Here is a 26,454-nt window from a genome sequence, read left to right as displayed (position 1 = left end):
AAATTTGTTTTTCCTAACTATTGATATATTCATTTATTTATAAAATGCTTTTATACAAACGGAGAAAATTATATAAAGTTTGCATCATATAGACAATGTATTACGTTTTAATGAATCAAATCTAGATTAGCACTTCTGTCTCTTAAATCTGACAAGTAAGTTATAAAATCATCCCTTAAATCATCGCGTTTTAAAGTAAATTCTATATTAGCTTGAAGGTATCCTAACTTATCACCAACATCATACCTTTTTCCTTCAAAACAATAAGCATATACTGCTTCTTGTCTTGTTAATTCTTTTAGCGCATCTGTCAATTGAATTTCTCCTGATTTTCCTGGTTTGGTACTCTCAAGTATATCAAATATATCTGGCGTTATTATATATCTACCTAAAATAGCTATGTTAGATGGTGCCTCTTCAATTTTAGGCTTTTCCACCATATCACTAACCTTATAAAGTCCTTCATCAATCTCTATCCCTTTTATTATTCCATATTTCGTTATATTACATTCTGAGATTTCTTGAACTCCTAATACTGAAGTCTTATATTTATCGTAGCAATTTATCAATTGTTTTAAGCATGGAACTTCATTATCAACTATATCATCACCAAGCATTACTGCAAAAGGTTCGTTTCCAACAAAATTTTTAGCATGACTTATTGCATCGCCAAGTCCTTTGGGCTCTTTTTGACGTGTATAGTAAATATCTACCATATTAGATATACTTTGTACCATCTTAAGCAACTCGTCTTTTTTACTGTTCTCAAGCTCATCTTCAAGCTCTACAGATTTATCAAAATGATCTTCTATAGCCCGTTTATTTCTCCCTGTTATTATAAGTATTTCCTCAATGCCAGATTCAACGGCTTCTTCTACTATATATTGGATAGTAGGTTTATCTACTATAGGTAACATTTCTTTTGGTTGGGCTTTAGTTGCTGGCAAAAACCTAGTTCCAAGGCCAGCTGCAGGTATTACAGCTTTTCTTACGTTCATAACAATTCACTCTCCTTATTATCAATTTTTAAAGAAAATTTTTTAACAGTGTTATCTATAATAACTTTTACTAAATATAAAACTAATATTACATTAAATAATGAAGTTACTTTCAATAAAACCTCAAAAACTGATGTGTTTGTTTTGAAGAAAACCGTAGAGATGTTAATATAGCTAGTAATACTAAACCCAATAGCTATTATAAAAAATCTCCTGTCTTTTGAATATATAAATGCTAAAATTGATAATGCTACCGCCGGAAATAAATATCTTTCGTGCATTCCAACCGAAAACGTAAATACTCCTGCAATTTGAAGTAAAGATACTGCCGAAATATACTTTCTGTCATTCCCTTTTATATATAAAATCCATCCAATTAAAGTTGTTAGAATTATAAACATAATTCCAATTGTATGATAGCTAAATATAAAAAATGTAGTATTACCATTTTTATAATTTGCTCCCACTAAACCAAAAAAATTGAACGCATTTACAGAAGCATATGGATATTCTGATATCGTCCTTAAGTAAAGATTAAAAATCCAAATTGGACTTTGTTCGTTTATTGAAAAAGGAATTATAATTGCAATTATGGTTGCTACCGCTGAAACCGCAGCATATATAAAATTTCTAATTTTTCTTTGTCTAACTAATTCAAAGAAAAGTACTGGAAGAAATATAATTCCTTGTGGTTTCATAAGTACAGATAATGCAAACATTACTGATGAAAATACATATTTTTTTTCATATAACAGATATATCGAAATAACAATAAGTAATGTAAATAAAGAATCAACTTGTCCCCAAAATGTGGAATCTATAAAAATTGCTGGATTAAAGGTATAAAATGTAGCTAAAAAAATACTAGTTACTGTATTTAAAAACCTTTTCCCAATTCTATATATGAAATAAGCTGTCGCAACATCTGCTATTATAGATGGAATTTTAAGTAATAATATATAATACGAATTAAACACTTGTATATTTGCAATTCTTCCTATGCAACCTAATATGTATATATATACAGGTGGATAATCGGCTTGTCTAGCATTAGCATAAAATTGTGAAAAACCATTTGCCGCAGTTTCTGCCCAATTTTTAAATAAATTAATATCATTATGTCCATTTACAAGTGTAGAAGCTGAGATTCTCAGAAAAATTCCTGTAAATATTAATATAATTATCATGAATTTTTCATCTTTATAATTAAATTTTATATTTTTTCGTTTAATTAAACAGTAAGCGCTACATGATCCAATTAAAAATAATACTGAATATATAGTGATACTTAAAAGATATCTATCATCCACTCCCCCTCTTTGAATATTGCCATTTACCTCCCCTTGCTTAGCATTTTTATTGTTTCCTCTTTGTTTACTATTAGATCCAAATTTAGTATCACGACCTCCACTTATTCCTACACTTCCATCTTGCTGTGATTTATCATTCATTCCTTTCTCAATAGAATTAGCATTTCGTGAAACTATTCCATTCGGATCATATTGGCTATTATCACTTTTGATCTCATTATTTTCTAAATTGGATCTACTATTGTTTAATGAAGGTATATTATCTGGTAAATTTTCTCCATCTCTTATATTTAATATTTTTTTTAATCCACCACCTTGTTCCATAACATTAATACTTTTATAGTTTCTTACCGCATAAATACTAGAAAACATTGATACTAATAATATAAAAATCAAACCTATTCTAAATATATACTTCTTAAAGTTTACTTCATTCATCACTATTGTTTCCTTTCACAATATATAAATATATGTTGCAATTAAGTTTCTATATTCTATCATTAATCGATTATTTGGCTTGCGAGAATTTTAAATTTAGATTTATTATTGGAATATATATTAATCATTTTCTTTAAAATTTCAAGAATTTATTCTATTAAAAAAGGGCTTGTTCTTGCAAATATTAAAATATAAGAATTAGTTCTAAAACTACTAAATAGTTAAACTCTTTAGTCTTTATATAGCTAAATCTTAATAACTTGCACTAATACATGCCCTTTTATTGTAAAAAACTTATTTTAAAATATTTGCTTCATCCTTTAAATCATATAATTGTTCCGAGTTATTTCCTCCTGGCCCCCCCATATTCTGCCTTACTGAATTTGCATTCTGATTATCATCTTTTGACTTATTTTTTATATCGTTACTGTCTTTAATATTAGGTTCATCATCTGATACAACATCCTTATATTGACTTTCTGGAACTAATGTTCCATTTTCAGCAACCCATTTTAGAATTTCACTACTTTCGCCTCTGCCCATGCCACCAGTGAGTACATATCGTACTTCTCCATTCTTGACCATCTCTTTAAATTCATCTAAAGAAAGAATCTTATCAGATCCTGAAAATCCACCAAGTGCCATAACTGGTTCACCAGTTTGGATTATTATACTATCAGCGCTTTGTGATGATGGTACGACAAGTGAATATTTTTCAGTTGTTATATTACTTTTTAAGAAATCAAGTAACTTCGAATTTTTACCATTGTCACTTCTTTCCTTGCCAAAACTTGCTCCGCCTCTTTCACTGTTTGAAAGAAGTTCCAATCCAGCAGTAGGAATAGTACTATTTACACTATGAGTAATTGCTGCACTCGATCCAATAAATGGTACAGTTAAAATACTAACTATAGAAATTCCTAGCAATATCTTTTTCAAATGTATTTCCTTATTATCACTTAAATTAGTATTATTTTTTCTTCTAATAAAGCTCAATAAATTTAATATTGCTAATATTGCTGAAGTTAAAAAACATAATAACAAGGCTATTAAAATTATTTTTCTTATACTATCTGATAGATTATTTGAAAAATAAGATAACATCATCATATTAACAAAACCTTCTATAATTAATGATATTGGTAATAACCATGACGCCCATTTTTTTTCATTATATAGTTTCCACATTGTTACTATTCCTATTCCAGCTAATGCTGCAGCCGGAGGTGCCATCATTGTTAAATAATATGGATGGAATAAACCTGTTGTGTAACTGAAATATATGAATTCAGGTACCAACCATAAAATCCATAATGCTAGTGATATTTTTCTTTTATTATCCAACTTTAATCTTAGTTTTTCTTTTATAGCGCCAGCTACAAAACCTAACAACGCAAGTGGTAAAAACCAAATTATTTGATCAGATAAACTATTTTTAGAAAATAATCTTGCTATTCCTGCTTTTGTCTGTCCTCCAAAGGTACCTTGAAGTCCACCTTGTCCTCCTGGGCCTCCACCTGGCATTCCTTCATTAGGTGCTTTCTGCAGACTTCCGTTACCTTGTCCATCTCTGTTTTCTACTCCACTTACCATTCTATTAGTGCTTCCATTGTAATTTTCTTTATTCATTTGTTGATTCTGATCATTACTTACTTCAGTATTATTTTGAATTTGTCTATCATCTTTTTTATTATTGCTAGCATTAAATCCTTTATTTGATTTACTGCCAATTCCAAGTCTTTCTAATCCATTGTGACCAACTATAAGTTCCATAACACTATTATCTGTACTACTACCAATATAAGGTCTATTTTGTGCTGGAACTAAATCTACAATTAAAGCCCAAGATAATGATACTGACAGAAGAACAAATGTGCCTATAACAATATGAACTATTCTCTTTTTTAATGTTATAGATGAAGATAGAAGATATGTTATATAAATTGCTGGTCCAATCATATATGCTTCCAACATTTTTATATTAAAACCAATTCCGACAAGTATTAAACTTAGATAAAGATATTTAGCTTTTCCTTTTTCAGCGGCTAGTGTAAGAGCTAAACAGGCAAAAAGCAGTGTTAAAACAAGCAAGTTATCTATTGTATTGTTTCTACTTGCTGCTACAAAAACTGGAGTTACTGAGAGACATAATCCTGAAATAAGTCCAGCGACACTTCCAAAAGATCTTTTCACTATAAAATATATAAGATAAACTGAAATTACTCCAGCTAATGCTTGTGGTAACAATATACTCCATCCGTTAAATCCAAGTATCTTAGCAAATAAGGCCTGTATCCAAAATCCCATTGGCGGTTTATCAATTGTAACAAAACTCCCTGGATCGAAGGATACAAAAAAGAAATTTTTAAGATTCAAAGTCATGCTCTTTACTCCAGCAGCATAATAACTATTGCCATATCCTTCAATTCCTATATTAGCAAAATTCAATACCGCAGATAATATTAAAATTAAAGATATACTTATATTCTCTTTAGTTAATTTTAGTTTCTTCAAATTTGTTCCCCCTCTATAAAGTCTTTTTCTCTAGATTAATAATATTATATTTTTTACTTGATCTATTATAATTTGTTGTACTAGAAATTACATAAATCGGCCTACCTTTACTTTCATCAAATATTCTTCCAATATACTGACCCATTATCCCAATACAACCTAAAACTACTCCAAACATCATCATGTTAATTCCTATCATCATAGTAAAATTCAACACACTGCTTTTATTAATTATAGCTTTCGTAATATCAACAAACATTAAAATAATTCCAACCAGCAAAGCTAGAATCCCAAAATATCCTGCAATAATAAGTGGTTTATACGATAGTGCTGTTATACCATCACATGCCAGCTTAAACATCTTTTTTAGAGGATATTTAGTTTCTCCTGCAAATCTTTCCTGTCTTATAAATTCAACATAGGTTTGCTTATAACCAACCCAACTCACGAGTCCTCGTACATATCTATTCCTTTCAGGCAGAGCTATTAATGTATTACACACCTTCCTATCTATAAGTCTGAAATCCCCTGCATCTACTGGAACGTCAACTGTTGTCATACTTCTTAATAATCTATAATAAACTCTTGCCGTAAATTTTTTAAAAAAGGTTTCCCCTTCTCTCTTTACCCTCTTTCCATAGACAACTTCATAACCTTCTTTCCATTTTTCAATCATTTTAAGCATTACTTCTGGTGGATCTTGGAGATCAGCATCTATTACAATAATTGCATCTCCTAATGCTAAATCCATACCTGCCGTTATAGCCGCTTGGTGACCAAAATTTCTTGAAAAATTAATGAGTTTTATATTCTCATCTCTGCTACATATTTCTTCTGCTATTTCTCTTGTTCTATCTTTACTTCCATCATTCACAAATACAATTTCGTAACTTTCATTTGTAGAATCCATAACTTCTTTAAGTCTTTTATAACTTTGATTTATAACAAGTTCCTCATTATATAAAGGTACTATAACAGAATAAACTGTTTTATCATTCATATTTATCACCTCAAATATCTTTTATAAATTAAATGTTGAGTTATAAACTCTTTTAAATCTATATTTACATTCTAGAAAATAATTGTCACAGTTTTGTTACATTCCAATCACAAATTATATACATTTTAAATAAATATTATTATTAGAGATTTACCTATGAACTTATACCAATATATTTATGCGAGGAAGATTTCCCATTAAATGAAAAATAATTCACAAAAAAAGATAGCACCTCATCTTGAAAATGCTATCTTTTTTTTCTTTAAATACTATAATTTTAAAGAGATCTACTTATATATAATTACTTATATCTTAAATTTGTTCACCACTTCATTTAACTTTTCTGCTAGCAGAGCCTGCTGCTCTATCTCAATTGTTGTTTCGCTTACACTATCTTTTATTGTTTCAGCGTTTTCAGATGATTTCTGTGCAATTTCAGCTGTATTTTGTACTGCATTAGTTATTTCATGAATTGTTGCTGTAAGTTCCTCTGACATAGAAGCTATTTCCTCTGACATATTTGCTACAAATTCTGCATCATCATAATATTGATTCCCCATATTCTTCATATCCTCAAATTTAGAATTTACATCTTCTTTTATAAAATCTAATACTTCTACGTTATTATCAGAAAGATTTCTAAACGCAGCTTGTACTTTTACTATTGTATCTTTTATAATAGTAACAGCCTGAGATGCCTCTTCCGCTAACTTCCTAACTTCTTCTGCTACTACCGCAAAACCTTTTCCATTATCTCCTTTACTAAAATACTAATATCATTTTTCATTAAAAATATTGAATTAGCTAGATCTCCAATTTCATCTTTTCGTTTTAAAAGCAGTTCAGGAACTGATACTGTAAAATCTCTCTTAGCTAAAACTCTAATGCACTCTACTGATAATTTCAATGGGTTAGCAATTGTTTTAGATATAATAACTGATAAAGTAGCTGCTATCACTACTGACAAAAAACCTAGTATTATAAAAATCTTTCTAGAATAACTAAAACTATTGTTATTTTGAACATTTATTTCTTGTGCTTTATCAGCATTATATATCGCCAAAGCCTTTAAGTTTTTTTGAAATTCATCTACTTTCCCTGTTATTGATTTATATTTTTCTAAAGCCTCTTCTTGCTTCCCATCCATGGCTAACTTTATAATTTCATCTCTTGCTGCTCTATATTCTTTAAGATCATTCTCAACTAAAGGTATAATTTCTAATTCGAATTGATCAACCTCATTCCCTTTATAAGCCTGCCAGTTATTATCATATGCCTTTACTCTATCTTTAATATCATTTAATTTCTTATTTTGTTCTTCAGTATCTTTTACATTCAAAATAATATTATATGTATCTGCCTCTACTGCCCTTGATTGGTTTCTATTATCATTTAACCACTGTACAGGAAGCAATCTATCTTTATACATAGATGTTACATTATAATTTGATTGTAAATTATAATAATATCCAATTCCCCCCATAAAAATAATCAGTAAAATCATTATCCCCGAAAATAAGAAAATTTTCTGTTTAACTTTTAAATTATTAATCATATTTAGTCCCCCTTTAAGCATTAAAAACTAATTTAATCATTTAATCTTTAGCTGTTTAATATTTAATCTATTAAAATATAATAATAGACCAATTGAAACTATCAAGTTTGAACCGGTCTTTTGTAATGTTAACTGCAAACTACTATAATATTTACTAAAAACAGTTAATCACACTCTTTTATTTATTACACCAAATTACATTATGTGACTTTCATTCATCTCATAGCAATTGTTATTTTCTTAATATTAAAGTAATTTTATCATTTAAATAAAAAATAACAATAAATATTATAATTTCCCCATAATTTTTTCATAATAAAAAAAGCCCTCAAAAGAGAGCTTTTTATTATGAAAATCAAAAACATTGATTTATACAATTATATTATTTTATTCTTATGTTATTAAATTTATACATCTAAGTACTATAGTTCAACCTTTGTCCCATAATATGTGCATTCAAATAATTTTTCCATTGTAGCATCATCTATTTCTCTAGGATTTGATCCTGTACATGCATCTAACACTGCATTATGAGCAATAAATGAAAGATTTGCCTTAAAATCATCCTCTGTAACCCCATATTCTTTCATTGAATGAGGAATATTTAAATCACTATTCATTTTATTAATCATTCCAATTAATGAATCAGTTAATTCTGAATCTGTACTTCCTTCTAATTTTAATGCTCTAGCAATATCAGCATATCTATCTTCGCATTTTGTTCTATTATATTGAATTACATATGGTAAGAATATAGCATTCGCACATCCATGAGGAATATGGAATACAGCACCAACCTTGTGAGCCATTGAATGAACTATTCCAAGTAATGCATTAGAAAATGCCATTCCTGCTAAACATTGAGCTTCATGCATTAAGTTTCTAGCTTCCTTGTCTCCTTCAAAAGACTTGAGTAAATTTTCTTGTACCATCTGCAATGCTTTAATTGCTAAAGGATCAGAAAAGTTTGATCTAAGCGATGCAGTATATGCTTCTATAGCATGAGTTAGTGCATCCATTCCAGTATGAGCTGTTAATGTTTTTGGCATGGTTTGAGCTAATACTGGATCAACTATTGCTATATCTGGAGTTATGTTAAAGTCAGCTAAAGGATATTTAATCTTTTCTGTGTAATTTGTTATAACTGAGAATGCTGTAACTTCTGTAGCTGTACCACTTGTTGATGGAATAGCTACAAATTTAGCTTTTTGTCTAAGCTCTGGCAAACCAAATGGAACAACCGCTTGTTCAAAAGTAAATTCTGGGTATTCATAGAATATCCACATAGCTTTTGCAGCATCTATTGGCGATCCTCCACCCATAGCAACTATCCAATCAGGTTCGAAGTTTCTCATTGCTTCGGCACCCTTCATTACTGTTTCTACTGATGGATCTGGTTCTACTCCTTCAAATAGCTCTACTTCCATTCCTGCTTCTGTTAAATAATCTTCAACTTGTTTAAGAAAACCAAATCTTTTCATTGATCCTCCACCAACAACTACAAAAGCTTTTTTGCCTTTTAAAGTTTTAAGTACTTCAAGCGCCCCTTCTCCATGATATAAGTCCCTAGGTAAAGTAAAACGTGCCATAAATTTATACCTCCTAAAATTCATCTGTCATATTTATTTGCTTTTAACCACATTAATTATGTAAAGCAATATTTATGCCAAATGTTATTATTTTATCAATTTATTATATAGGTTTATGTAATATTCTGGTATAATTTATCGCATAATTTTTATTTCATACTAATACAAATAAGGATATATTTCCCTGTAAATACAAGGTTCTAATTCATCAATCTACGTGAATTTTTCAAAATATATTAGTAGACTTATTTCTCCATTTATTGAAATTTTATAATCTAATTATTAACAATGTAGTTTTTCTAACACAAATTTACTGTATCAAAAAAATACAATTTATAAATAAAATGTTCAATTTTATTACACTGTATATTTTTAGGACATATATTCCATTCATTTTTTTATGTTTATATATTGTTCATTTTTGATTCATGATAGTTTATCTATTTAATTGCTTGTAGACACTAAAAATAATCCTTTACTTAAATGTTACATTTATATTTACTATCTCACATTTACTCCCAATCCTTATAGGCGGTCCCCACGTTCTTGTGCCACATGAAACTATTATTTGAAATTTATCCATTTTTAGATATCCATAATCAATTTTAAATACTCTTTTCGTTATTAAATTAAAAGGAAAAAACTGTCCTTTATGTGTGTGACCAGATAATTGTAAATCAATTCCTTCACTCACAGGTTCATTTAGGTTATTGGGCTGATGATCAAGCACTATTATAGGTAATTCTCCACTAATTTCATTTACAGTTTCTGATAGTTTTTTTCTTCTTATCCCGCTTATTCTTTCATAAGAGATATCTTCACGCCCTATAACATAAAAACTATCATCAATTTTTACATAACTATCTCGTAATATATTAACTCCTACTTTTTTGAAATTATTTATTCTATTTGATGAATCACCTTTATGATCATAGTCATGATTCCCCAAACATGCATAAATCCCATATTTACTTTTTATTTTTTTAAAATTACTTTGCATCTTAGAAAAATCATAATTTATCATATCTCTATTAGAATCAATTATATCTCCTGCAATTAAAACAATATCTGGTTGTATAGAATTAATTTTATCTATTAGTTTATCTATTCTTTTATCCATTAAATTACCAAGATGAATATCTGATAAAAGCGCTATTTGCAATTTACTTATCTTTCCTGCCTTTCTAGGTAAATCTATATTATATGGTGTAATTGTTGCGTTTTTAGCATTTATCGTTCCGTATAGAATTATAATCATTACAGTAAAAAGAATTATCAAAGCAATATAAAATAAAACATTTGCATTAAGTTTAATATTAATAGGTATAAACTGTAAAATATTACCTAAAACAAAAAAGCACTCAATTATACCAATAAATATTGCAAAGTATACTATAAAAACAAGCCAATACGATGCTATCAAGTAAATTCCATCCTGGAGAAACTTAGGTATATGGCGATTCCATATAACTCCAACTAAGCTTATTATAAATATAATAAAAAAGAAGCTAAAGTATATTTCACTATTAAAAAAAGGGATCATACTGCATAAATTTTTTCAAAACCATATGCTAATGTAATAATTTATTCCAGAATATAAAATCAATATAATACTTATCATCATGTATATCATTCTTTTTTACTCCTTATGAATCATCGTAAAATACATTTACGATAATTTTATAAACTTCATTGGTAAAATAAATCTTATCTATTTATTTAGAATAATTATTTTATGTTTAACATTTAGTATATTTTGATACCTTTTATAGAATTGCATTTTTTTAATTAATTCATATAACTTTCGTAATTTAATCTAAATGAGTTGTATCATTTAAACTAACTAACATTGGCATTAAATCATCATTGAAAGTTATTTTATTAATACAAGTATTGCCAAGTGCTACTTTATGATACATTGTCATATCCCAGTCAAATATTCCTATAAGTCCAGCTTTTATTATTCCTCCATGAGCAACAATTACTATCTTCTCACCTTTATGTTTAGATACTATTTCTAGAATACACTTCTTAGCTCTACCTACCGCATTACGTATACTAGAATCTCCACCGCAAATATAACTTTCTTTTTTATCAGTTCTCCAAGCTTTAAAAACATCAGGATATTTTTCACTAATTTGCTTAACAGTTAATCCTTCCCATTCACCAAAATTAATTTCTCTTATCTCAGGCTCTATTATAACTTCTTTATTCGTAATTGATGCTAATATATTTGCTGTTTTAAAAGCTCTACTTAACGGACTAGCATATATCCAATCAAATTCTCCATTAAGTCTATTTTTTAATATTTGCGCTTGCTTTATTCCTTCCTCTGATAACTCTATATCTGTACACCCTTGAAATTTTCCTAAAGCATTCCATTCTGTTTCGCCATGTCTAATAAGTAATAATGTAGTTTTCATAATTTACCTCTTTCCTAACTTCATATTAAATAGATATCTTATCGAATAAATCTCTACTATAATTTTGTATATCTAATAAACTACTAATATTATATTTTTCCTTAATACTATCAAAATACTCTTGGATCAAACTTTTTTCAATCACAGTATTAAATTTACCATATTTGATACTCTTTCCATTAATAGAATTAGTTCTTGTTAATATCCAAGGAGCTTCGCTTTTAGTCATCTCCTTTAATATTTTTCCACTATAACAACCATAAAATTTTATTATACTTTCTACAATATTCCGTTCAAAATTCTCCAACCTTAACTTATCATTAGCCATTATATCTTTATTAATTTTTTCATATCCAAATTGTTCATATCTTTCATATAAACTTGGATAAAACGGACCATCCTTCCAAGCTTCGCAATCTTCTTCAAACATAAAATTACCAGTAAAGACATAATGAAATGTTTGTACATAATATAGAAGTTTTTGGATTGATAAAGCTGTGAAATCTTCACATCTTATCAACAAATATTTTATTACTGCGTCGATTTTTTCTTCTGTCTCATCTTGATCTAAAATATATCTAATAGCTTGTCTACTTTTATTGTAATCTGCTGGATTTATTCTTTCCTTATTATTTTGCAATATGATAGAATAATAACTGGTATTTTCATATACTTTTCTTAATAAATCACTATTGGAGACTCCAATCATATCCCCATCTAAATATCGTTCTATAGTCTTACTATTCCATCCTAATATTAGTGAAAGTGCTTCTGAATTAATTGAATACTTTATTTTAACTTTTTCTATTTCATCCGTACTAATAATATTATAATTCCTTCTATATTCTTTATATAAGTTCATCAAATTATACTCACATATGTCTGACACAAAAATCTCATTACCACAAACGTTACAAACAGCTTCTTTAGCCTTGTAGCTTACCTCTTCTTCTTTTAGTATAGATGTTCTTCTTACTTTATATACTTGATATTCTCTTTCGCTAAAACAATATTCACAAAATGCTGATTTCTTCATGAGTTTATCCCTCCTTTTAGAAATGAAGACAATTCTTTTTATCTAAAAAGATATGTAATAGGCTTGTTTCTTTTATGTAGAGAGACTAATACTCTACTACTATTCACTTCATTACATATTACATTAAATTTCAAATAAATATCTACTATTTCTCTCTTATCCTCAACATTATACAATTCTTTTTGTAAACAAAATACATAAAGATCATTTTGCTCAACTCCATTTTTTACGTTTTGGAGGCCATAACAAAAATCTTTGTAGTCTATATCGCATAGTATACTTATTCTCTTCTTTTCATTTATATTGTATTCTTCTATAAATTGAATATTTTCTGCCTTATTTTCTTCTAAAGATATAGTATACATATCTTCACGGACACAATCTTTAATAATTTCAACTAAATTCCTAATTTGTTCCTTACTATAATCCTTTAGCAGCAATCTTCTTCACCACCTTACTACTTCTAATAATCTAACAAAAGGTTATCATTTTATAGAATTGGTGTCAATCATAGCCAAGATTTCCTTCTAATTAACTATTAATGCTGTTACAAGGTAAATTCTTTAGACTAATCATAAAACATTCATTATGTAACAGCATTAACATGTAATCTGTAATTTTATTTATCCTTCTTGTGGTGCATATTCTGTTTGAATTGATTCTCCTTTTTCTTCCGATACTAAATCATCAGTATATACAACTATTATTTCCTGTATAGATTCATCACTTGTTTTATATACTTTACTTCTTATTTTACTTGAATATTTCCCATTTACCCCATCATTATATATGCTCTTTATCGCATCTACTATTTTAGAGTTATTTCCTTTTATTTTATTAACATCATATCCTTCCATTGAACTCCATATTGCTATCTGAGTAGCGAAATACGCTTCGTTTTCATTGTCTAAATTTAATTCAGCTACAGATCTATTGGGATATCCGGCAGCAATAACATTACGAACTGATTCACTTAGATTACTATTTGACGAAAAATTTTGCCCAGATGGATATTTTTCATTTATCTCTAAGCAATATGCAACATTGTTGCTTCCAGCAACTCTTATTCTTCTCGCTGTAAGATCATAGCCATCGTACTCAACTGTATATAATGGTTCCTTATCAGTCGTTATTTTCACAGTATTAGCATCAGCGCCAACGAAAGCCAAACTCATAAGTACGTTAAAAATAATAAAATAACTTAATACTTTTATGTATTTTTTTAATTTCATTTGTATTCCTCCTATACATTTATCTTCATACATAGTTTCTCTTTTAATACTCTTATATATTCATAAATTAACTATAAAAATATAAATAGTTAAATATATCTACTTTCTTTAATTTTATACTTCTTTTCTTTAAAATAAAAAAATGCCATTAGTATTTTCATTAATACTAACAGCATTCTTATAATTAATTTCCTTGTTTATAAACTTTTATCTTATTCCGCTTCGTTCATTATACCCAATTTATCAAATATCATAAAACTTATACTTAACACCATAGCAACTACTGTTGCTAGTCCCATTCCTTTAAGTTCAATAGTCCCTAAAGTTAATTTTATGCCACTTAATCCTACTATAAATACTACCGAAGTTAATATTAAATTTCTTGATTTAGAAAAATCAACTTTTTCTTCAATAAAAGTTCTTAATCCTGAAGTTGCAATAGTTCCAAATAATAAGAAGCTTATTCCTCCAATAACAGGCGTTGGAATTGTGCTGATAAGTGCTGACATTTTCCCAGAAAACCCTAGCAAAATTGATACTAAGCCGGCCCCACATATTACATATACACTATACACTTTAGTTAGAGCTAAAACTCCTATATTTTCACCATAAGTTGTTGTTGGTACAGAACCAAACATTCCCGAAATTATAGTTGATAGCCCGTCTCCAAGTAAAGATCTATGAAGCCCAGGATCTTTTGATAAATCTCTTCCAACAATGCTACTAGTAACTTTTAAATGACCAACATGCTCTGCAATCACTACGAATGTTGCAGGTAGTATAGTTAAAATTGCATTTAAATTGAAATGTGCAACCTTTATATTAGGTAAAACAAAATAATTTGCATTATTTATAGTACTAAAATCTACTAATCCCATAAAGAATGCTGTTATGTATCCAACTACTACCCCTATTAATATAGGTATAACTTTCAAGAATCCTTTTAATAAGATATTACATAAAATCACTGTAGCTAAAGTAACCATCGAAACAATTACCCATGTTATGTTTAAAGTTGGAGAATTACTTAATCCAACCGGAAAACCTGCTTGATCTGCTGCATTACTGGCTAATTCTAAACCTATAATTGTTATTATTGATCCCATAGCAGCTGGTGGAAATAATTTATTTATCCATCCCATACCTGTATATCCAACAATAATCGCTATTATTGAAAATGATATACCTACAAATACAAAACCGCCTTGTATAGTCTGAAAATCATATCCTTGACTATATAAAAGTAATACTGGTGATATAAAGGCAAAACTTGATCCTAAATAAGCTGGAATACTTTTTTTAGTAATAAAGGCATAAAGTAATGTACCAATACCATTAAAAAATAGCACTGTTGTTGGATCAATTTTAAAAATAAGTGGTACTAAGACTGAAGCTCCAAACATTGCAAACAAATGTTGGATACTTAATGGAATTGCTCTCTTTAAAGAAACTTTCTCTTTTACATCTATAAAATTTTTTTCGCTTTTTAATGATTTATTATTCATCATATGTTCCCCCTTCTTAGCTTCTCTGAACTAAATTAAAAGTATGCTTTTACAAAAATATCATATATTCATGAGTTTTGTCAACAATTCTGTGCAATTTTTTTAAATATTATTGTTGAAATTTTAATATTAGTTTTTTTATTGTTGTCATAATATTGCCACAATATATATTTATACTATTACTTGAAACAAGATAAAACATTATTTTACTCCTATTAAAAATACTATGACCCATATAAGAATAGTTCATTTCACCCTAGTGAACTATTCTTTTTTGTTATGTGAAATATTTTTTATGCTGCACTAATTATACTTTAATGACACTATATTTATTCTAATTATTTAGATTAGTTTCATATTCCTTCCCATAAAACACCTTTATCAAGCTTACATTGTGTTATAAATTCTATTGCTGCCACACTATGTTCAAGATCACCGTATAATTTTTGTTTCTCTAGGCCTGATATATTATTATTGCTTATTAGCAACATCTTGTAGTTTTCTACTATTGTTGTTATTGCGCTTTTTAATGCTTCTTTTTGTTGATCCTTTGTTAGCTTTTCATCTTTTACTTCTCCCATACCCTCACCCCTTTTCTATAACTAAAAATATTCTATAAATTATATAAAATCCCTTTTTCAAATCTGCAGTATTTATGTTATTCTGTATAAGATTTTTATTTATAAAACTGTGTTATCGATATTTTCTAATATAAAACAATTTTTTCATAAACTTAAAATTCAATAAGAATTAATTTATATACTAGCCTTGTCATAATCCTGTAACAATCTTAAGTTATAATATCAATATAAACAATTTTCATTATTTTTTTACCTCAAAAAAATATCGTCAACCAATTTTAAGATAGCTTATATTTCTAAATAAGCTATCCTTTTCATTGATTTTTCTTAATAATTTACCAAATTCAAATGATTAGATTTTTTATCTTGTAGTATAATTCGATTCCATCATACCTTCAGTAAACAGTACTATTTAGAACTTTCTATTAAGAATCCTCCTAGATCTCGATCCAATTCTCTAATATGCTTTCTCCACCAACTGGACATCTTCTGTTGTACATTTATAACAAATAATGCTGAGACACCAGCTTTTTCAAAAACTTTTCTTAATTCTCTAAGCTCCTCTTTGAATTCTTCATGTTGCTTATGTTGAATATCGTATTTAGGATAATTACTCTTTCTTTGCATCTCTTCTTCATCATTAAAATGCTTAATAACGTACTCTTCTAGAAAGCTTAAAGTCTCTATAACCTCATCTTTTCCTTTTCCCTCTCTCATCGCACTTACTAACTTATTAATTCTATCAAACAATTCTTTGTGTTGATGATCTATTTTATCAATACCCACTGACCATTTCTTATCCCAATTAAATTCCATAAAAAACCACCCTTCATTAATGCATAAATTATTCTTAAGTTGATTCTCTTTTTTATAATACCTCCATAATATAATTTTAGTTAAATTGACTCGATATACTTATCACGATCGAATCTCTTTTACCTAATCATATATTTCTACATTCTTATACAAATACCTTCTTTCTGTAATCTTTATTTTAACTTTTATTTCCACATTTTTCAGCATTAAAAGCATCATTTTCTCTTTTTTATACATGATGTATTGTAAATTTATAACATTGTATAAACTTTTGTGTCGTTAATAATTTACTATCGCAATATATTTCTTAATAGAAATATACTTATTCACTTTTTATTAACGCTTGTATACCATAGAATTATATTTTCACATACTATAATCTACTTTTGAAATATCATGACCTTCTTGTTAATTAATTTATTTTTTTACATAAAAAAAGACCAAAGAATAATTATATCTCCTTAGTCTAAAATATCATATCTATTTATATACTATTATTCCAGTTATATAACCCAATATTCCCGAAATAGTTATCGCTAATATTTTTAATACTGGAATATTAATTTTTATTTCCATACACTTTAATCCTCTGTCTTTCTATATCTTAAATTCTAACACTTTAATTATAACATGTCCGCTTTAAATTTTCCACTTAAAAAGGATGGTTAATTTATGTTGCTTTCCTCTATAATCTTTTGTTTTTATTTTTGGCATAAAAATAACCTCCTATTAGTTAGATTGTTACACCCAACTAATAAAAGGTATTAGTCTTACATAAATTTAGAGTATTAATTGATATGAAAAACTATTAGTTGCTATTAAAATATAGATGAAAGATATTCTCCATTACCTTCAACGTAGCTTTTCACATTACTTCAAGCCAATTAGCTAACTTTATTTTTAAGTCTTAATTTATCAGCTATTATAGCTATAAATTCACTATTTGTTGGCTTACCTTTATCATTATGCACTGTATATCCAAATAACCTGTTAATCGCCTCAAACGTTCATATAACTAACCTTACATGATATTATCAATATAAATTTCCAACCCAATAAATTAGTAGTTTATAGCCCTAATATATTGGCTTAATATATAAAATATTTATTGGTATAATAATATAACATTTTCCACATGATTACAATACATATTTTAAATTAATTATTTATATAAAGGAAATTTCCTACATTAATATATGTATTTTATTCATCACCTAATCTCTCCCTTAACTGTCTCCAAGTTTTCTTAGGTAATTTACCTTGTCTTATTAATTGCATTTCTTTTAAACTTTGTTCTAAGGATTCTGCTACTGTACAATATCTTTCTTCGCTATCATCTCTTTTTAATAGCTCATAAACATCTCCATCTGATAATTCTAGAGCTTCTTTAAATTCTTTACCAGCTTTTATCATTTCATCAAAAGTATCTTTATTCTTCTTAAATTCTCTCGATATTCTCTCACTTATCTCTTCAACTTCTTCATTGTTCAATCCTTTTCTTTTAATAGCATTAGCAAATATATCTGTCATTTGCTCCCAATTATTAATTTTCTCTGATTGTAACTTTATTTCTTCTAGTAATTCATATACCTTTTTATTCATACCATTACTCTCCTCGTCAAATTCAACTATTATATTATACCAAAATGAAAGCGAAAAAAATAAGGATAATAAACAATATTTCTACTGCTTATTACCCTAAAATTTAATATTTGATTTCATAAAACCAGCTACCCAGTGTATTTTTCAATTCATTGCACTTATCTATTGATAAATATTGAGTTTCAATCCATACGCCCTTGTCATTTCCTCTGGCATAACATGTTACATCACCAAAATAAGATAATATATACTTTAAGTCTATACCTTCAAATGTTTCATCACCATTACTTCCATTTGGAAGATAATTAGTAATTACATATCCCTTATTTGGTTGCACTGTTTGACCAGTTAATCCACTTACGATTGCATTAGCTATAGCTTCAGCTCCTATTGAATTATATTTATCTACATCACTTTGAGTATCTGTAAAACAAACTTCTATTAACATAGCTGTAGCACTTGCATTTTTAACTACATATAAATTAGCTCCATCTTTTATACCTCTATTAGTAAATCCTAAAGATACAATATTATTTAATACTGATCTAGCTTTTGGCACTTCTTTGGCACTATATGTATAAACCTCTGTTCCTACTCCACCACCTGCATTTGCATGAATTGACACATATAAATCAACATTATTTGAATTAGCTTTATTAACTCTTTGTGCTAATGAATCACCAACACTTGTAGCTGAGGTTGGTCTAACTTCAACAACTGTATTTCCTAATGCTTGTAATTTACTAACTACCAAAGAACCCACAGAATTAATTATAGTTTCTTCTGCAATAAAACCTACTGCCCCTCTATCTTGTCCAACTCCATGACCAAAATCTATTGCTATTTTCATTTATAACACCTCTATTCATTTTTTTGAATTTGTTTTATTAATTGATTTGAATATACTGCTACACCAGTTACAAGTATCCCTTGAATAGCTGAATCTATACTTAAACCATTCATACCTATTGAACCAGCAATACCAAAAATCAATAGAATTATTGGTATGTATTTATCTGCAATATTTCCCAATTCTTTAAGTATCATGCCAATTATGTACAAAGCAGGTACTAAAATTAAAGCATATTCTTTTATATAACTTAATAAATCATTCATATTATCTACCACCTTCTATTTTATCTAGTCTTTCATGTGCAAATTGCACACCTTCTTCAACTTTTACAAGTCTGCTATCTTGGTTCTTTATGTCATTTTTTAAATCTTTAACATCAAAAGTAAGATTACTTACATTATTATTAATGTTATCTAACTTAATTGATATAGTAGTCATTACCTCAGTATTCTTTTTTTCTTCTTCTATTTTTTTATCTATATCTGCTTTAGAATCCCTTTTCATTGTTAATCTAGCAACAAATACTCCAGTTAAACAACTTCCAATTGCCACTAATATTTGTATTACATTATTTGTTAAGTACATTTTTTACCCCCGTTCTTTAGTTTAAATTAGGCAATAAAAAAAGCACCTATATTTGGTACTCAATTTATTGCCTTTAATTTATTGTTAAATTTTGTAATCCTACAGTTATTTTTCCTATATTATGTAGGAACTACTCTTAATAATTATTATTTCTATACAATAATTTCCTTTTATAAAGAAGAGACTAGAATTAACTAATCTCTATAACTCGAATTTTCTTTTTTTCCTTCATTTTCTACTTGTTTTAATTTCTTTCTTAATAATGCTTGAAATATTAAAAATCCTATAAAAAGCATCCATGTTATTATGTCGTAATTATACTTTGAACTTATTAGTGTTGTGATGATGCACACAAGTGAAATAAAATCATAAACTGTCCATGATCTAAGTACTATTGAAACTCTATTTGAAATATCAATTTTCTTATAATACAATTCAATTCCTCCTAACCTTAATTAGGGAAACATAATATATCTATACTAACTCTCTGTGCGCATAATATAAATAAGCATAATCCTTTAATCCTTCTGGTAATTCTTTAGGCTTCAAAGATTTCTCTAAAGATACTTTTATACAGGATGATGCTAAACCTAAAAATGTTCCAGCTGTTGGAAAATTTAATTTACTTCCTAAAAAACAACCATATAATGCTCCCATTCCTAAATTTGAAACTTGCGGAATATCAACTTCCACCTTTACACTTCCTAACATTCTTTTAAATTTTGATTCTGCCATTACTCTATTAAGTTCTATAATTTTAGTTTGTAATCTATTCGCACACATATCTTTTGATAATTGAATATCTCCAGAATTTATAATTGATAAATACATCTCATCCATTAATATTCTAAATTCCATCAATTCATCATATCTATGTTCTTTAAAATTTAATATATCTTCGAGTGAAATATTTGCAGATGGAATCGGAATACAATCATAAAGCTCCACCTGAATATTTCTTGTGTTTACACTGTCATTTGAAGGTAATATTATATCTTTAGTTGGTTGGGCTATAGACCATGTTTCATCCATATTTTTGCTATTCTCTTTTAAAGCGTTCATTTGACTTTGAATAAATATTTCTGGATTAACGGAAACTTTCCCATTAAGTATGTTATGAGTTCTTTTTAAAAGATTAGCTTTTTGTAGATATTCTTCATCTGGTGTTAGTTCGTTGAATATTATGTTGTTTGTTGGATAATCAATTCTATCCCAATATAATATATATTCTCTTAATTTAGTAGGATTTATCCCACCACCACATACTGTTAAGTTGTCTTTATCCCCTGAATATTCACTTGTTACAATTATTCCTCTCATGTCATCACTCCCTAATTAATATACTAAGTAAGAAGTTCTACATAAAATTTATATTTCCTTTTTTATACACTACTAAATGGGTTACACTTCATCCTATATTCCTATTGTGCATTATTTAATGCCTTATTAAATCTTTCAATGTACTTATTTTTTCTTTCTTCTAATTCCTCATATTCTGAAACATCTCCTCTATCATTAATACTTACTTCTTCGACATTTTCCCATTCTTCTAAAAGTTCTAAAAAAATATTTAATAATTCTTCTTTCAAAATACATTCCTCCATAAAAGTGGTATAATCTCCCTAGAAAAGGGGGGGGGGTATTTAAAATGGACTATCTAAACGATGCAAAAGTATGTCTTTCAGTTTCTAGTTCTATGTTAAAAGAAATTGAAAAAATTTATAACGACTCACTATTACAAGATTCTACACCGTCGACTCTTAAAGTTACTATAAAAAACTTTTTAGAAAATATACGTTCTTCATTAGAATATATCACTAATTATGTTTTTTATACTTACTGTGCTAAAAATTATACTGAAACAGAATTAAAACGCAAAAAAGTTTATTTTCCAATAAGAAAAGATAAAAATTACTTTGATAAATGTATAAATAAAGATTTTCGTGGATTACATGAATCAAATCCAGAAATTTATCAAATCTTAGAGAATTGCCAAGCTTTTAATGTCCAATCAACTATCATTCCGACTGCTACAGCTACACCGTACAATAATTTTTTGATAATGCCCCACATACCAGTTTTACTATTTATTTCTCCTCAGTTTTTAGCATCTAAAATACCTGTAGAGTAATCTATAATCATTACTACTGTTAACATTATTAATATTGGCAATAATATTCCTAATTTAACGCTTAAATAAGCTCCTATGCTTGCTATAAATGCTCTTATATAATTTGTTTTTTCCATTATTAATTCCCTCTTTCTTATCTTTTTTTTGTTTAAAAATGAGCAACAAAAAAGCACCTAAAATTAATTAGGTACTATTATATTGCATTTCTTTAATTATTAAATTACATATATTTTTAGAAATATGGAGGATAAAAAATCCAAGGTGCTTGACTATTACATTGAATATTCCATGATACATTTTCTTTTATTTTTGGTAAGTTTTGATTATATTCATTTTCGATAGAATGAAGAAATATTATTATAGCTATATTTAATATTGTCCCACCTATAGTAGAATAACTTGTTTCTCCATGTAAAGAAGAATTTCTCCAATTATAAATTATTCTACATGGTTCATTTGGATTTTCTTCATTTAATCCCTTAATGTGTTCTAATATACTATTTAAATTTTTAACAAGTGTTTCTTTCCCAACTTTTTGAATAATAAGTAATAATAAATCTTCAATACTATTAATAGAGTCCCCTGTTATATATTTTTTTGTATAACCAGTACCTCTTTTAACATCGAAATCTTTTATTACTTTACCAGACAACAAAACATACTCATGACAATGTTTTTTTAATACACTTTCTAATAATGGAAAAGATAAATATGCTAATATAAGATGACTATTTGTATAGAGTTCATTAAGATTGTGTTCAATTGGATGTTCTTTTCTATACTTAAATCTTCGTAAAGCCACCTCTTTACTAGATGGCGGTTTTTCTATTCCAGCAAGCGTTGAACGAATGCATGTACAAAATAGCTCTTTAATCGGATATTCATTTAAATCATTTAGATAATTAATATGTCTATTATTTATTATTTCTCCTATCCATGACCAAAACCATTGATGATCTTCACTAATTATTGTATTCATACCTTTTAATAAAAGAATTCTAGTTAGTTCAATACAACAAATTTGCAATTCATTGGAATTTAAATCATGCATTCTTATACCATTATTAATGAGTCTAAACTGTTCTGATTTTCCTATACTAATGCCTCCATTTTCACCTAAAGCTTCTCTTTTCCAATCCTCGCATAATTTTCTAATTAATTCTATATTCTCAGACATAATTTCACCTCACTCATGGCATATTATACCATGAATTTAGTTAGAAAAATTTACATTTTTTATAAATTACTCACAAATTACCTCTATTTCTTCAATCTCATAAATTAGATAAGGATTATTATTCATACTATTCTTTACTTTTTCTGCTGTTTCTTTATGCAAAAAATAATTAATAGTATTGAATTCGTCATATCTACTATCCTTTTCTCGTTGTACTAAATGATATATTTTCATTTTTTCTCCTCCTAAAAAATACATCTGTATTTAATTCTATATCTTTATAAATTATTATATTAATATTTTGTATATTTAAGCAATAAAAAAGAACTATTACAGTCCCAATTATTACTAAATATACAAAATTATTTCTTCACTTAGCTTCTATTATATATATTACTATTACACAGAAAGTTAAACGGTTTGTCCTTCATCTAATAAATCTACTACATCTTTATATTCTTCTAAAGTTTTAAGATATTCATATCCTTGTTGTATGAAATTCTTTGAAGTACTAGATACATCTGGAATAAATGAATAACATTCTTGTTTCAATAATGTCCCATCTTTTTTATCATAAATTCCTACATTTAATACTAAATTATTTTTATCTCCATTTTGATTAAGTATTTTAATATAAGCAGAATTTACTGTCACTATTTTTGTTATAACACTAATAACGCTACTATCAATTTTAGTTAGTACGTTTATATTATCATCATATGAATTATAATATATATTTACATCTACATTTTTGCTTAAAGCCACAATATCATCTCCCTTTAACTTTTTGCTAATATTTTATTTTAGCTATATTTCATATGCAGTACCAGAGCGTATTACAAAAGATATACTAGAATTTGCTGAAATAGTTTTTGTTGTAGAACCATCTTTAAAATAAATATTACCTTCTGTACTTAATGTAATTGAACTTCCAGCTATAACATGTATCACCTGTCCTTCATAAACATGAGATATATTTTTTATAGTTGAACTACTAGAAACCAAAAATTCACTGCCACCAAATTTTGAATATAAAACTGATCCTGATGTTACATTTATAACATTATTAGGAGTAATTGCTAATTTATTATTATTAAAATATAAATTACCATTAGCGCTTTGAGTGAATGTTGTTGTGAGCCAACTATTAGGCAATGATATATTCAATAATTTTATTTTTATATCATTATTATTAGATTCGGCTAATAGTTTTATAATAGGAGTATCGGTTATTATATTATCGTCATAAAATAAGTTAACATCAATATGATTTAGAATACCTTGTATATTTAAAATTCTATTTCCAACTATACCTTCTAATATACAGTCAACCATTGATACTTTGTTTACTATGTCGAAACCATAGATATCTCCTGCGCATCCATTAAATTTACAGTCAGTGAAATTTGTATTACTACCATAAAACCATTTTGTACGCCCATAAACAGGTGGCGTTGCAAAATCACAATTAACAAAACTAATAGTCTGTATGTGAGAAGTTATTGAAGAACTAACATATATAAATGCTTTACCACTATCATATAATTCTGATGTTGTTGGAAAATATTTGTCTGAATGATTAACAAATAAGCAATTAGTAAATCGTACTTCATCGTTATTGTTAAAATAAAATGTATTAATAGCATTATTATTTGTATAAGATTTTTCGAATTTGCAATTTGTAAAATAAAGATGTCTGCAAGCATAATCTGTTGCACAATATATAAAATTTGTTGCATTTTCAAAATGGCAATTAACATATTTATGTGCATTACATACATCATTACCTTGTCGATATATAAACATTGAAGCAATTTGGCTTGATGTTGATTTTCCACAATGTTGAACTGTTAAATTTGTATAATTCGAATCCATGACATCTGTAAAATCAAACGCTGAATAATAAAAACCATAGACATATAAATTTTCAAAATTAAAGGTTTGTACATAATCTAATACAAAACAAGAATTGTATAAATCATCAGATGCAATAAAACTTAAATTTTTAAACGAAAAGCCTCTTAGTAAAAGTGAATTCGCATAAGAACCACTAATATTAACACAACAATCGTTAATTGGATTGTGAATAATCGTTTTTATTCCATCGCCTATAAATTCTATACCTGTAAAATTTGGTAATGAATTTAAATCATTAGCTGTATAGTCAACATTAAATCTACAGTTTATTGAGAATATATAATCTCCTGACGGTATATATATTTTTGAATATCCATTAGCCATTGCATATTTAATTAATACAGTCATTTCATTCGTATGATCAATACCATCTGCTAATACACCGAATTTAGTACAATTTAACCATAGTAATTCATGTTTCGCAGTTTCTGACAATTGCGTATTAACACTTGCTAACTTATTAGAAATATCTGAAACATCAGCATGTTGATTTTCAAAACTTTCTAGAGAATTTAATAGAGTTTGTCCAGTTTGATTCACAGTATTTAAATCATTTTTCGTATTATCAGCACTAGTTTTTAAATCATCTAAAACATTTTTTGTATTAGTTGCATTAGTATTGCTAGTATCTAATGCTATTTTACTTGCATCGGCTGTAGTAATACTACCATTTAAATTAGTTTTAGCAGTCTCGCTATCGGCGATAGTATCTTTTAATTCATTATTTGCATTTATAGCATTATCTATATTTTCAAAGAAATCACTAGCTTGATCTAACTTATTTTCTAACTCTTCTAATAGAGTATATGTACTTTTTGAAATTGTGGCATTCACATCTAATACACTCGGTACAACTATTAAAACCAAGTTAAAAGTAGCTTTCTTCTTTCCTGTAGTCTTATTTATAAACTGTAACTCTACAAGGGTTTTACCTGATGTAGTTGTTAATTGTTCATCTGCCCAATATTTACAATATTACTATTTATAGTTATTCCAATATGTTGCTGTATGAGTGGTACTTTATCAGCCTTCAAAGCTTTTAATCTAACATCATAATTAGTTAAATCTGCCTGTATACTATTATCATATATATTAAATTCTAAAATTAAATCATCAAATTGTTTGCATGTTGTATATATGTTTAAATTCTGTTTAAGATCTAAACTTGCTGTTAAATCTTGTATTGCCATTT

The 26,454-nt window shown here is 27.5% G+C and carries 28 protein-coding genes and 2 pseudogenes; 1 reads left to right on the top strand and 29 read right to left on the bottom strand.

From position 1 onward, the window contains the following. Positions 1 to 107: 107 nt before the first annotated feature. From galU to AXY43_RS28170, 23 genes and pseudogenes are all read right to left on the bottom strand, one after another. Positions 108 to 998, bottom strand: a complete 891-nt coding sequence (galU, locus tag AXY43_RS23600; RefSeq protein ID WP_039770524.1) for a UTP--glucose-1-phosphate uridylyltransferase GalU — start codon at positions 996 to 998, stop codon at positions 108 to 110. Next, positions 995 to 2,746 carry a glycosyltransferase family 39 protein gene (locus AXY43_RS23595; protein ID WP_105412270.1) on the bottom strand — a complete coding sequence of 584 codons (1,752 nt, stop codon included), beginning with the start codon at positions 2,744 to 2,746 and terminating at the stop codon, positions 995 to 997. Before AXY43_RS23595 ends, galU begins: the two co-directional genes overlap by 4 nt. A 294-nt stretch (positions 2,747 to 3,040) precedes the next feature. Further along, entirely contained in the window at positions 3,041 to 5,260 is a 2,220-nt protein-coding gene (locus AXY43_RS23590; RefSeq protein ID WP_105412269.1) for a glycosyltransferase family 39 protein, read from the bottom strand. Between the two features lie 13 nt (positions 5,261 to 5,273). Continuing rightward, positions 5,274 to 6,260, bottom strand: a complete 987-nt coding sequence (locus tag AXY43_RS23585; RefSeq protein ID WP_105412268.1) for a glycosyltransferase family 2 protein — start codon at positions 6,258 to 6,260, stop codon at positions 5,274 to 5,276. A 305-nt stretch (positions 6,261 to 6,565) separates the two neighbouring features. Next, positions 6,566 to 6,958, bottom strand: a pseudogene (locus AXY43_RS28180) (methyl-accepting chemotaxis protein); the annotation flags it as partial. Between the two features lie 32 nt (positions 6,959 to 6,990). After that, on the bottom strand, positions 6,991 to 7,815 hold the full coding sequence (locus AXY43_RS23580) for an MCP four helix bundle domain-containing protein (RefSeq protein ID WP_242986102.1): 825 nt from the start codon (positions 7,813 to 7,815) through the stop codon (positions 6,991 to 6,993). A gap of 422 nt (positions 7,816 to 8,237) precedes the next feature. Beyond that, positions 8,238 to 9,404 (bottom strand): iron-containing alcohol dehydrogenase, encoded by a 1,167-nt coding sequence (locus AXY43_RS23575; RefSeq protein WP_023974698.1) that lies wholly within the window; start codon positions 9,402 to 9,404, stop codon positions 8,238 to 8,240. A 475-nt stretch (positions 9,405 to 9,879) separates the two neighbouring features. Beyond that, positions 9,880 to 10,827 carry a metallophosphoesterase gene (locus AXY43_RS23570; RefSeq protein WP_242986104.1) on the bottom strand — a complete coding sequence of 316 codons (948 nt, stop codon included), beginning with the start codon at positions 10,825 to 10,827 and terminating at the stop codon, positions 9,880 to 9,882. Positions 10,828 to 11,215: 388 nt separating this feature from the next. Continuing rightward, a complete protein-coding gene (locus tag AXY43_RS23565) occupies positions 11,216 to 11,827 on the bottom strand; it encodes a histidine phosphatase family protein (protein WP_105412267.1) in 612 nt (203 codons plus the stop codon). A gap of 25 nt (positions 11,828 to 11,852) precedes the next feature. Continuing rightward, positions 11,853 to 12,863: a type II toxin-antitoxin system antitoxin SocA domain-containing protein gene (locus AXY43_RS23560; protein WP_105412266.1), complete on the bottom strand. Its 1,011-nt coding sequence runs from the start codon at positions 12,861 to 12,863 to the stop codon at positions 11,853 to 11,855. Positions 12,864 to 12,901: 38 nt separating this feature from the next. Continuing rightward, a complete protein-coding gene (locus AXY43_RS23555; RefSeq protein WP_023974700.1) occupies positions 12,902 to 13,303 on the bottom strand; it encodes a hypothetical protein in 402 nt (133 codons plus the stop codon). Between the two features lie 183 nt (positions 13,304 to 13,486). Then, positions 13,487 to 14,095, bottom strand: coding sequence for a thioester domain-containing protein (locus AXY43_RS23550; protein WP_026015633.1), 609 nt, complete (start codon positions 14,093 to 14,095; stop codon positions 13,487 to 13,489). Between the two features lie 212 nt (positions 14,096 to 14,307). Then, entirely contained in the window at positions 14,308 to 15,600 is a 1,293-nt protein-coding gene (gene uraA, locus AXY43_RS23545; RefSeq protein WP_173709560.1) for a uracil permease, read from the bottom strand. A gap of 353 nt (positions 15,601 to 15,953) precedes the next feature. Further along, the gene (locus AXY43_RS23540) at positions 15,954 to 16,181 is read right to left on the bottom strand and encodes a hypothetical protein (RefSeq protein WP_011969038.1); all 228 of its coding nucleotides are present in this window, start codon (positions 16,179 to 16,181) and stop codon (positions 15,954 to 15,956) included. Positions 16,182 to 16,589: 408 nt separating this feature from the next. Beyond that, a complete protein-coding gene (locus AXY43_RS23535) occupies positions 16,590 to 16,997 on the bottom strand; it encodes a bacteriohemerythrin (RefSeq protein ID WP_011969037.1) in 408 nt (135 codons plus the stop codon). 884 nt (positions 16,998 to 17,881) lie between these two features. Next, positions 17,882 to 17,998: pseudogene (locus AXY43_RS23530) on the bottom strand (sporulation initiation factor Spo0A C-terminal domain-containing protein); the annotation flags it as partial. A 202-nt stretch (positions 17,999 to 18,200) separates the two neighbouring features. Further along, positions 18,201 to 18,599 (bottom strand): hypothetical protein, encoded by a 399-nt coding sequence (locus tag AXY43_RS28175; protein WP_242986106.1) that lies wholly within the window; start codon positions 18,597 to 18,599, stop codon positions 18,201 to 18,203. Positions 18,600 to 18,702: 103 nt separating this feature from the next. Then, a complete protein-coding gene (locus AXY43_RS23520; RefSeq protein WP_105412265.1) occupies positions 18,703 to 19,449 on the bottom strand; it encodes an N-acetylmuramoyl-L-alanine amidase in 747 nt (248 codons plus the stop codon). Between the two features lie 11 nt (positions 19,450 to 19,460). Then, positions 19,461 to 19,715: a phage holin family protein gene (locus tag AXY43_RS23515; protein WP_105412264.1), complete on the bottom strand. Its 255-nt coding sequence runs from the start codon at positions 19,713 to 19,715 to the stop codon at positions 19,461 to 19,463. Between the two features lies 1 nt (position 19,716). After that, positions 19,717 to 20,037 (bottom strand): hypothetical protein, encoded by a 321-nt coding sequence (locus tag AXY43_RS23510; RefSeq protein WP_105412263.1) that lies wholly within the window; start codon positions 20,035 to 20,037, stop codon positions 19,717 to 19,719. 194 nt (positions 20,038 to 20,231) lie between these two features. After that, positions 20,232 to 20,471, bottom strand: coding sequence for a hypothetical protein (locus AXY43_RS23505; RefSeq protein ID WP_105412262.1), 240 nt, complete (start codon positions 20,469 to 20,471; stop codon positions 20,232 to 20,234). Positions 20,472 to 20,511: 40 nt separating this feature from the next. Next, positions 20,512 to 21,357, bottom strand: a complete 846-nt coding sequence (locus AXY43_RS23500; protein WP_105412261.1) for a DUF6236 family protein — start codon at positions 21,355 to 21,357, stop codon at positions 20,512 to 20,514. A 101-nt stretch (positions 21,358 to 21,458) separates the two neighbouring features. Next, positions 21,459 to 21,626, bottom strand: a complete 168-nt coding sequence (locus tag AXY43_RS28170) for a hypothetical protein (protein WP_181246055.1) — start codon at positions 21,624 to 21,626, stop codon at positions 21,459 to 21,461. A gap of 59 nt (positions 21,627 to 21,685) precedes the next feature. On the opposite strand from AXY43_RS28170, the gene AXY43_RS28165 reads away from it, so the two are divergent. After that, the gene (locus AXY43_RS28165) at positions 21,686 to 22,168 is read left to right on the top strand and encodes a hypothetical protein (protein ID WP_242986107.1); all 483 of its coding nucleotides are present in this window, start codon (positions 21,686 to 21,688) and stop codon (positions 22,166 to 22,168) included. Here AXY43_RS28165 and AXY43_RS28160 read toward each other — a convergent pair. The 6 genes from AXY43_RS28160 to AXY43_RS23475 form a co-directional block, all read right to left on the bottom strand. Continuing rightward, positions 22,135 to 22,284 (bottom strand): hypothetical protein, encoded by a 150-nt coding sequence (locus tag AXY43_RS28160; protein WP_181246056.1) that lies wholly within the window; start codon positions 22,282 to 22,284, stop codon positions 22,135 to 22,137. The genes AXY43_RS28165 and AXY43_RS28160 overlap by 34 nt on opposite strands. A gap of 116 nt (positions 22,285 to 22,400) precedes the next feature. Continuing rightward, positions 22,401 to 23,345: a hypothetical protein gene (locus tag AXY43_RS23490; RefSeq protein ID WP_105412259.1), complete on the bottom strand. Its 945-nt coding sequence runs from the start codon at positions 23,343 to 23,345 to the stop codon at positions 22,401 to 22,403. Between the two features lie 66 nt (positions 23,346 to 23,411). Next, the gene (locus AXY43_RS28155) at positions 23,412 to 23,579 is read right to left on the bottom strand and encodes a hypothetical protein (protein ID WP_181246057.1); all 168 of its coding nucleotides are present in this window, start codon (positions 23,577 to 23,579) and stop codon (positions 23,412 to 23,414) included. Between the two features lie 177 nt (positions 23,580 to 23,756). After that, entirely contained in the window at positions 23,757 to 24,110 is a 354-nt protein-coding gene (locus AXY43_RS23485; RefSeq protein ID WP_105412258.1) for a hypothetical protein, read from the bottom strand. Positions 24,111 to 24,152: 42 nt separating this feature from the next. Then, positions 24,153 to 26,129, bottom strand: a complete 1,977-nt coding sequence (locus AXY43_RS23480) for a hypothetical protein (RefSeq protein ID WP_105412257.1) — start codon at positions 26,127 to 26,129, stop codon at positions 24,153 to 24,155. 77 nt (positions 26,130 to 26,206) lie between these two features. Beyond that, complete coding sequence (locus AXY43_RS23475) at positions 26,207 to 26,452, bottom strand: hypothetical protein (protein ID WP_105412256.1); 246 nt, start codon at positions 26,450 to 26,452, stop codon at positions 26,207 to 26,209. Positions 26,453 to 26,454: the final 2 nt, after the last annotated feature.

The organism is Clostridium sp. MF28 (assembly GCF_002969175.1).
Classification (GTDB): domain Bacteria; phylum Bacillota; class Clostridia; order Clostridiales; family Clostridiaceae; genus Clostridium; species Clostridium beijerinckii.
The sequence above is the reverse complement of the archived record's forward strand: the minus strand, read 5'-3'. Positions and strand labels throughout refer to the sequence as shown.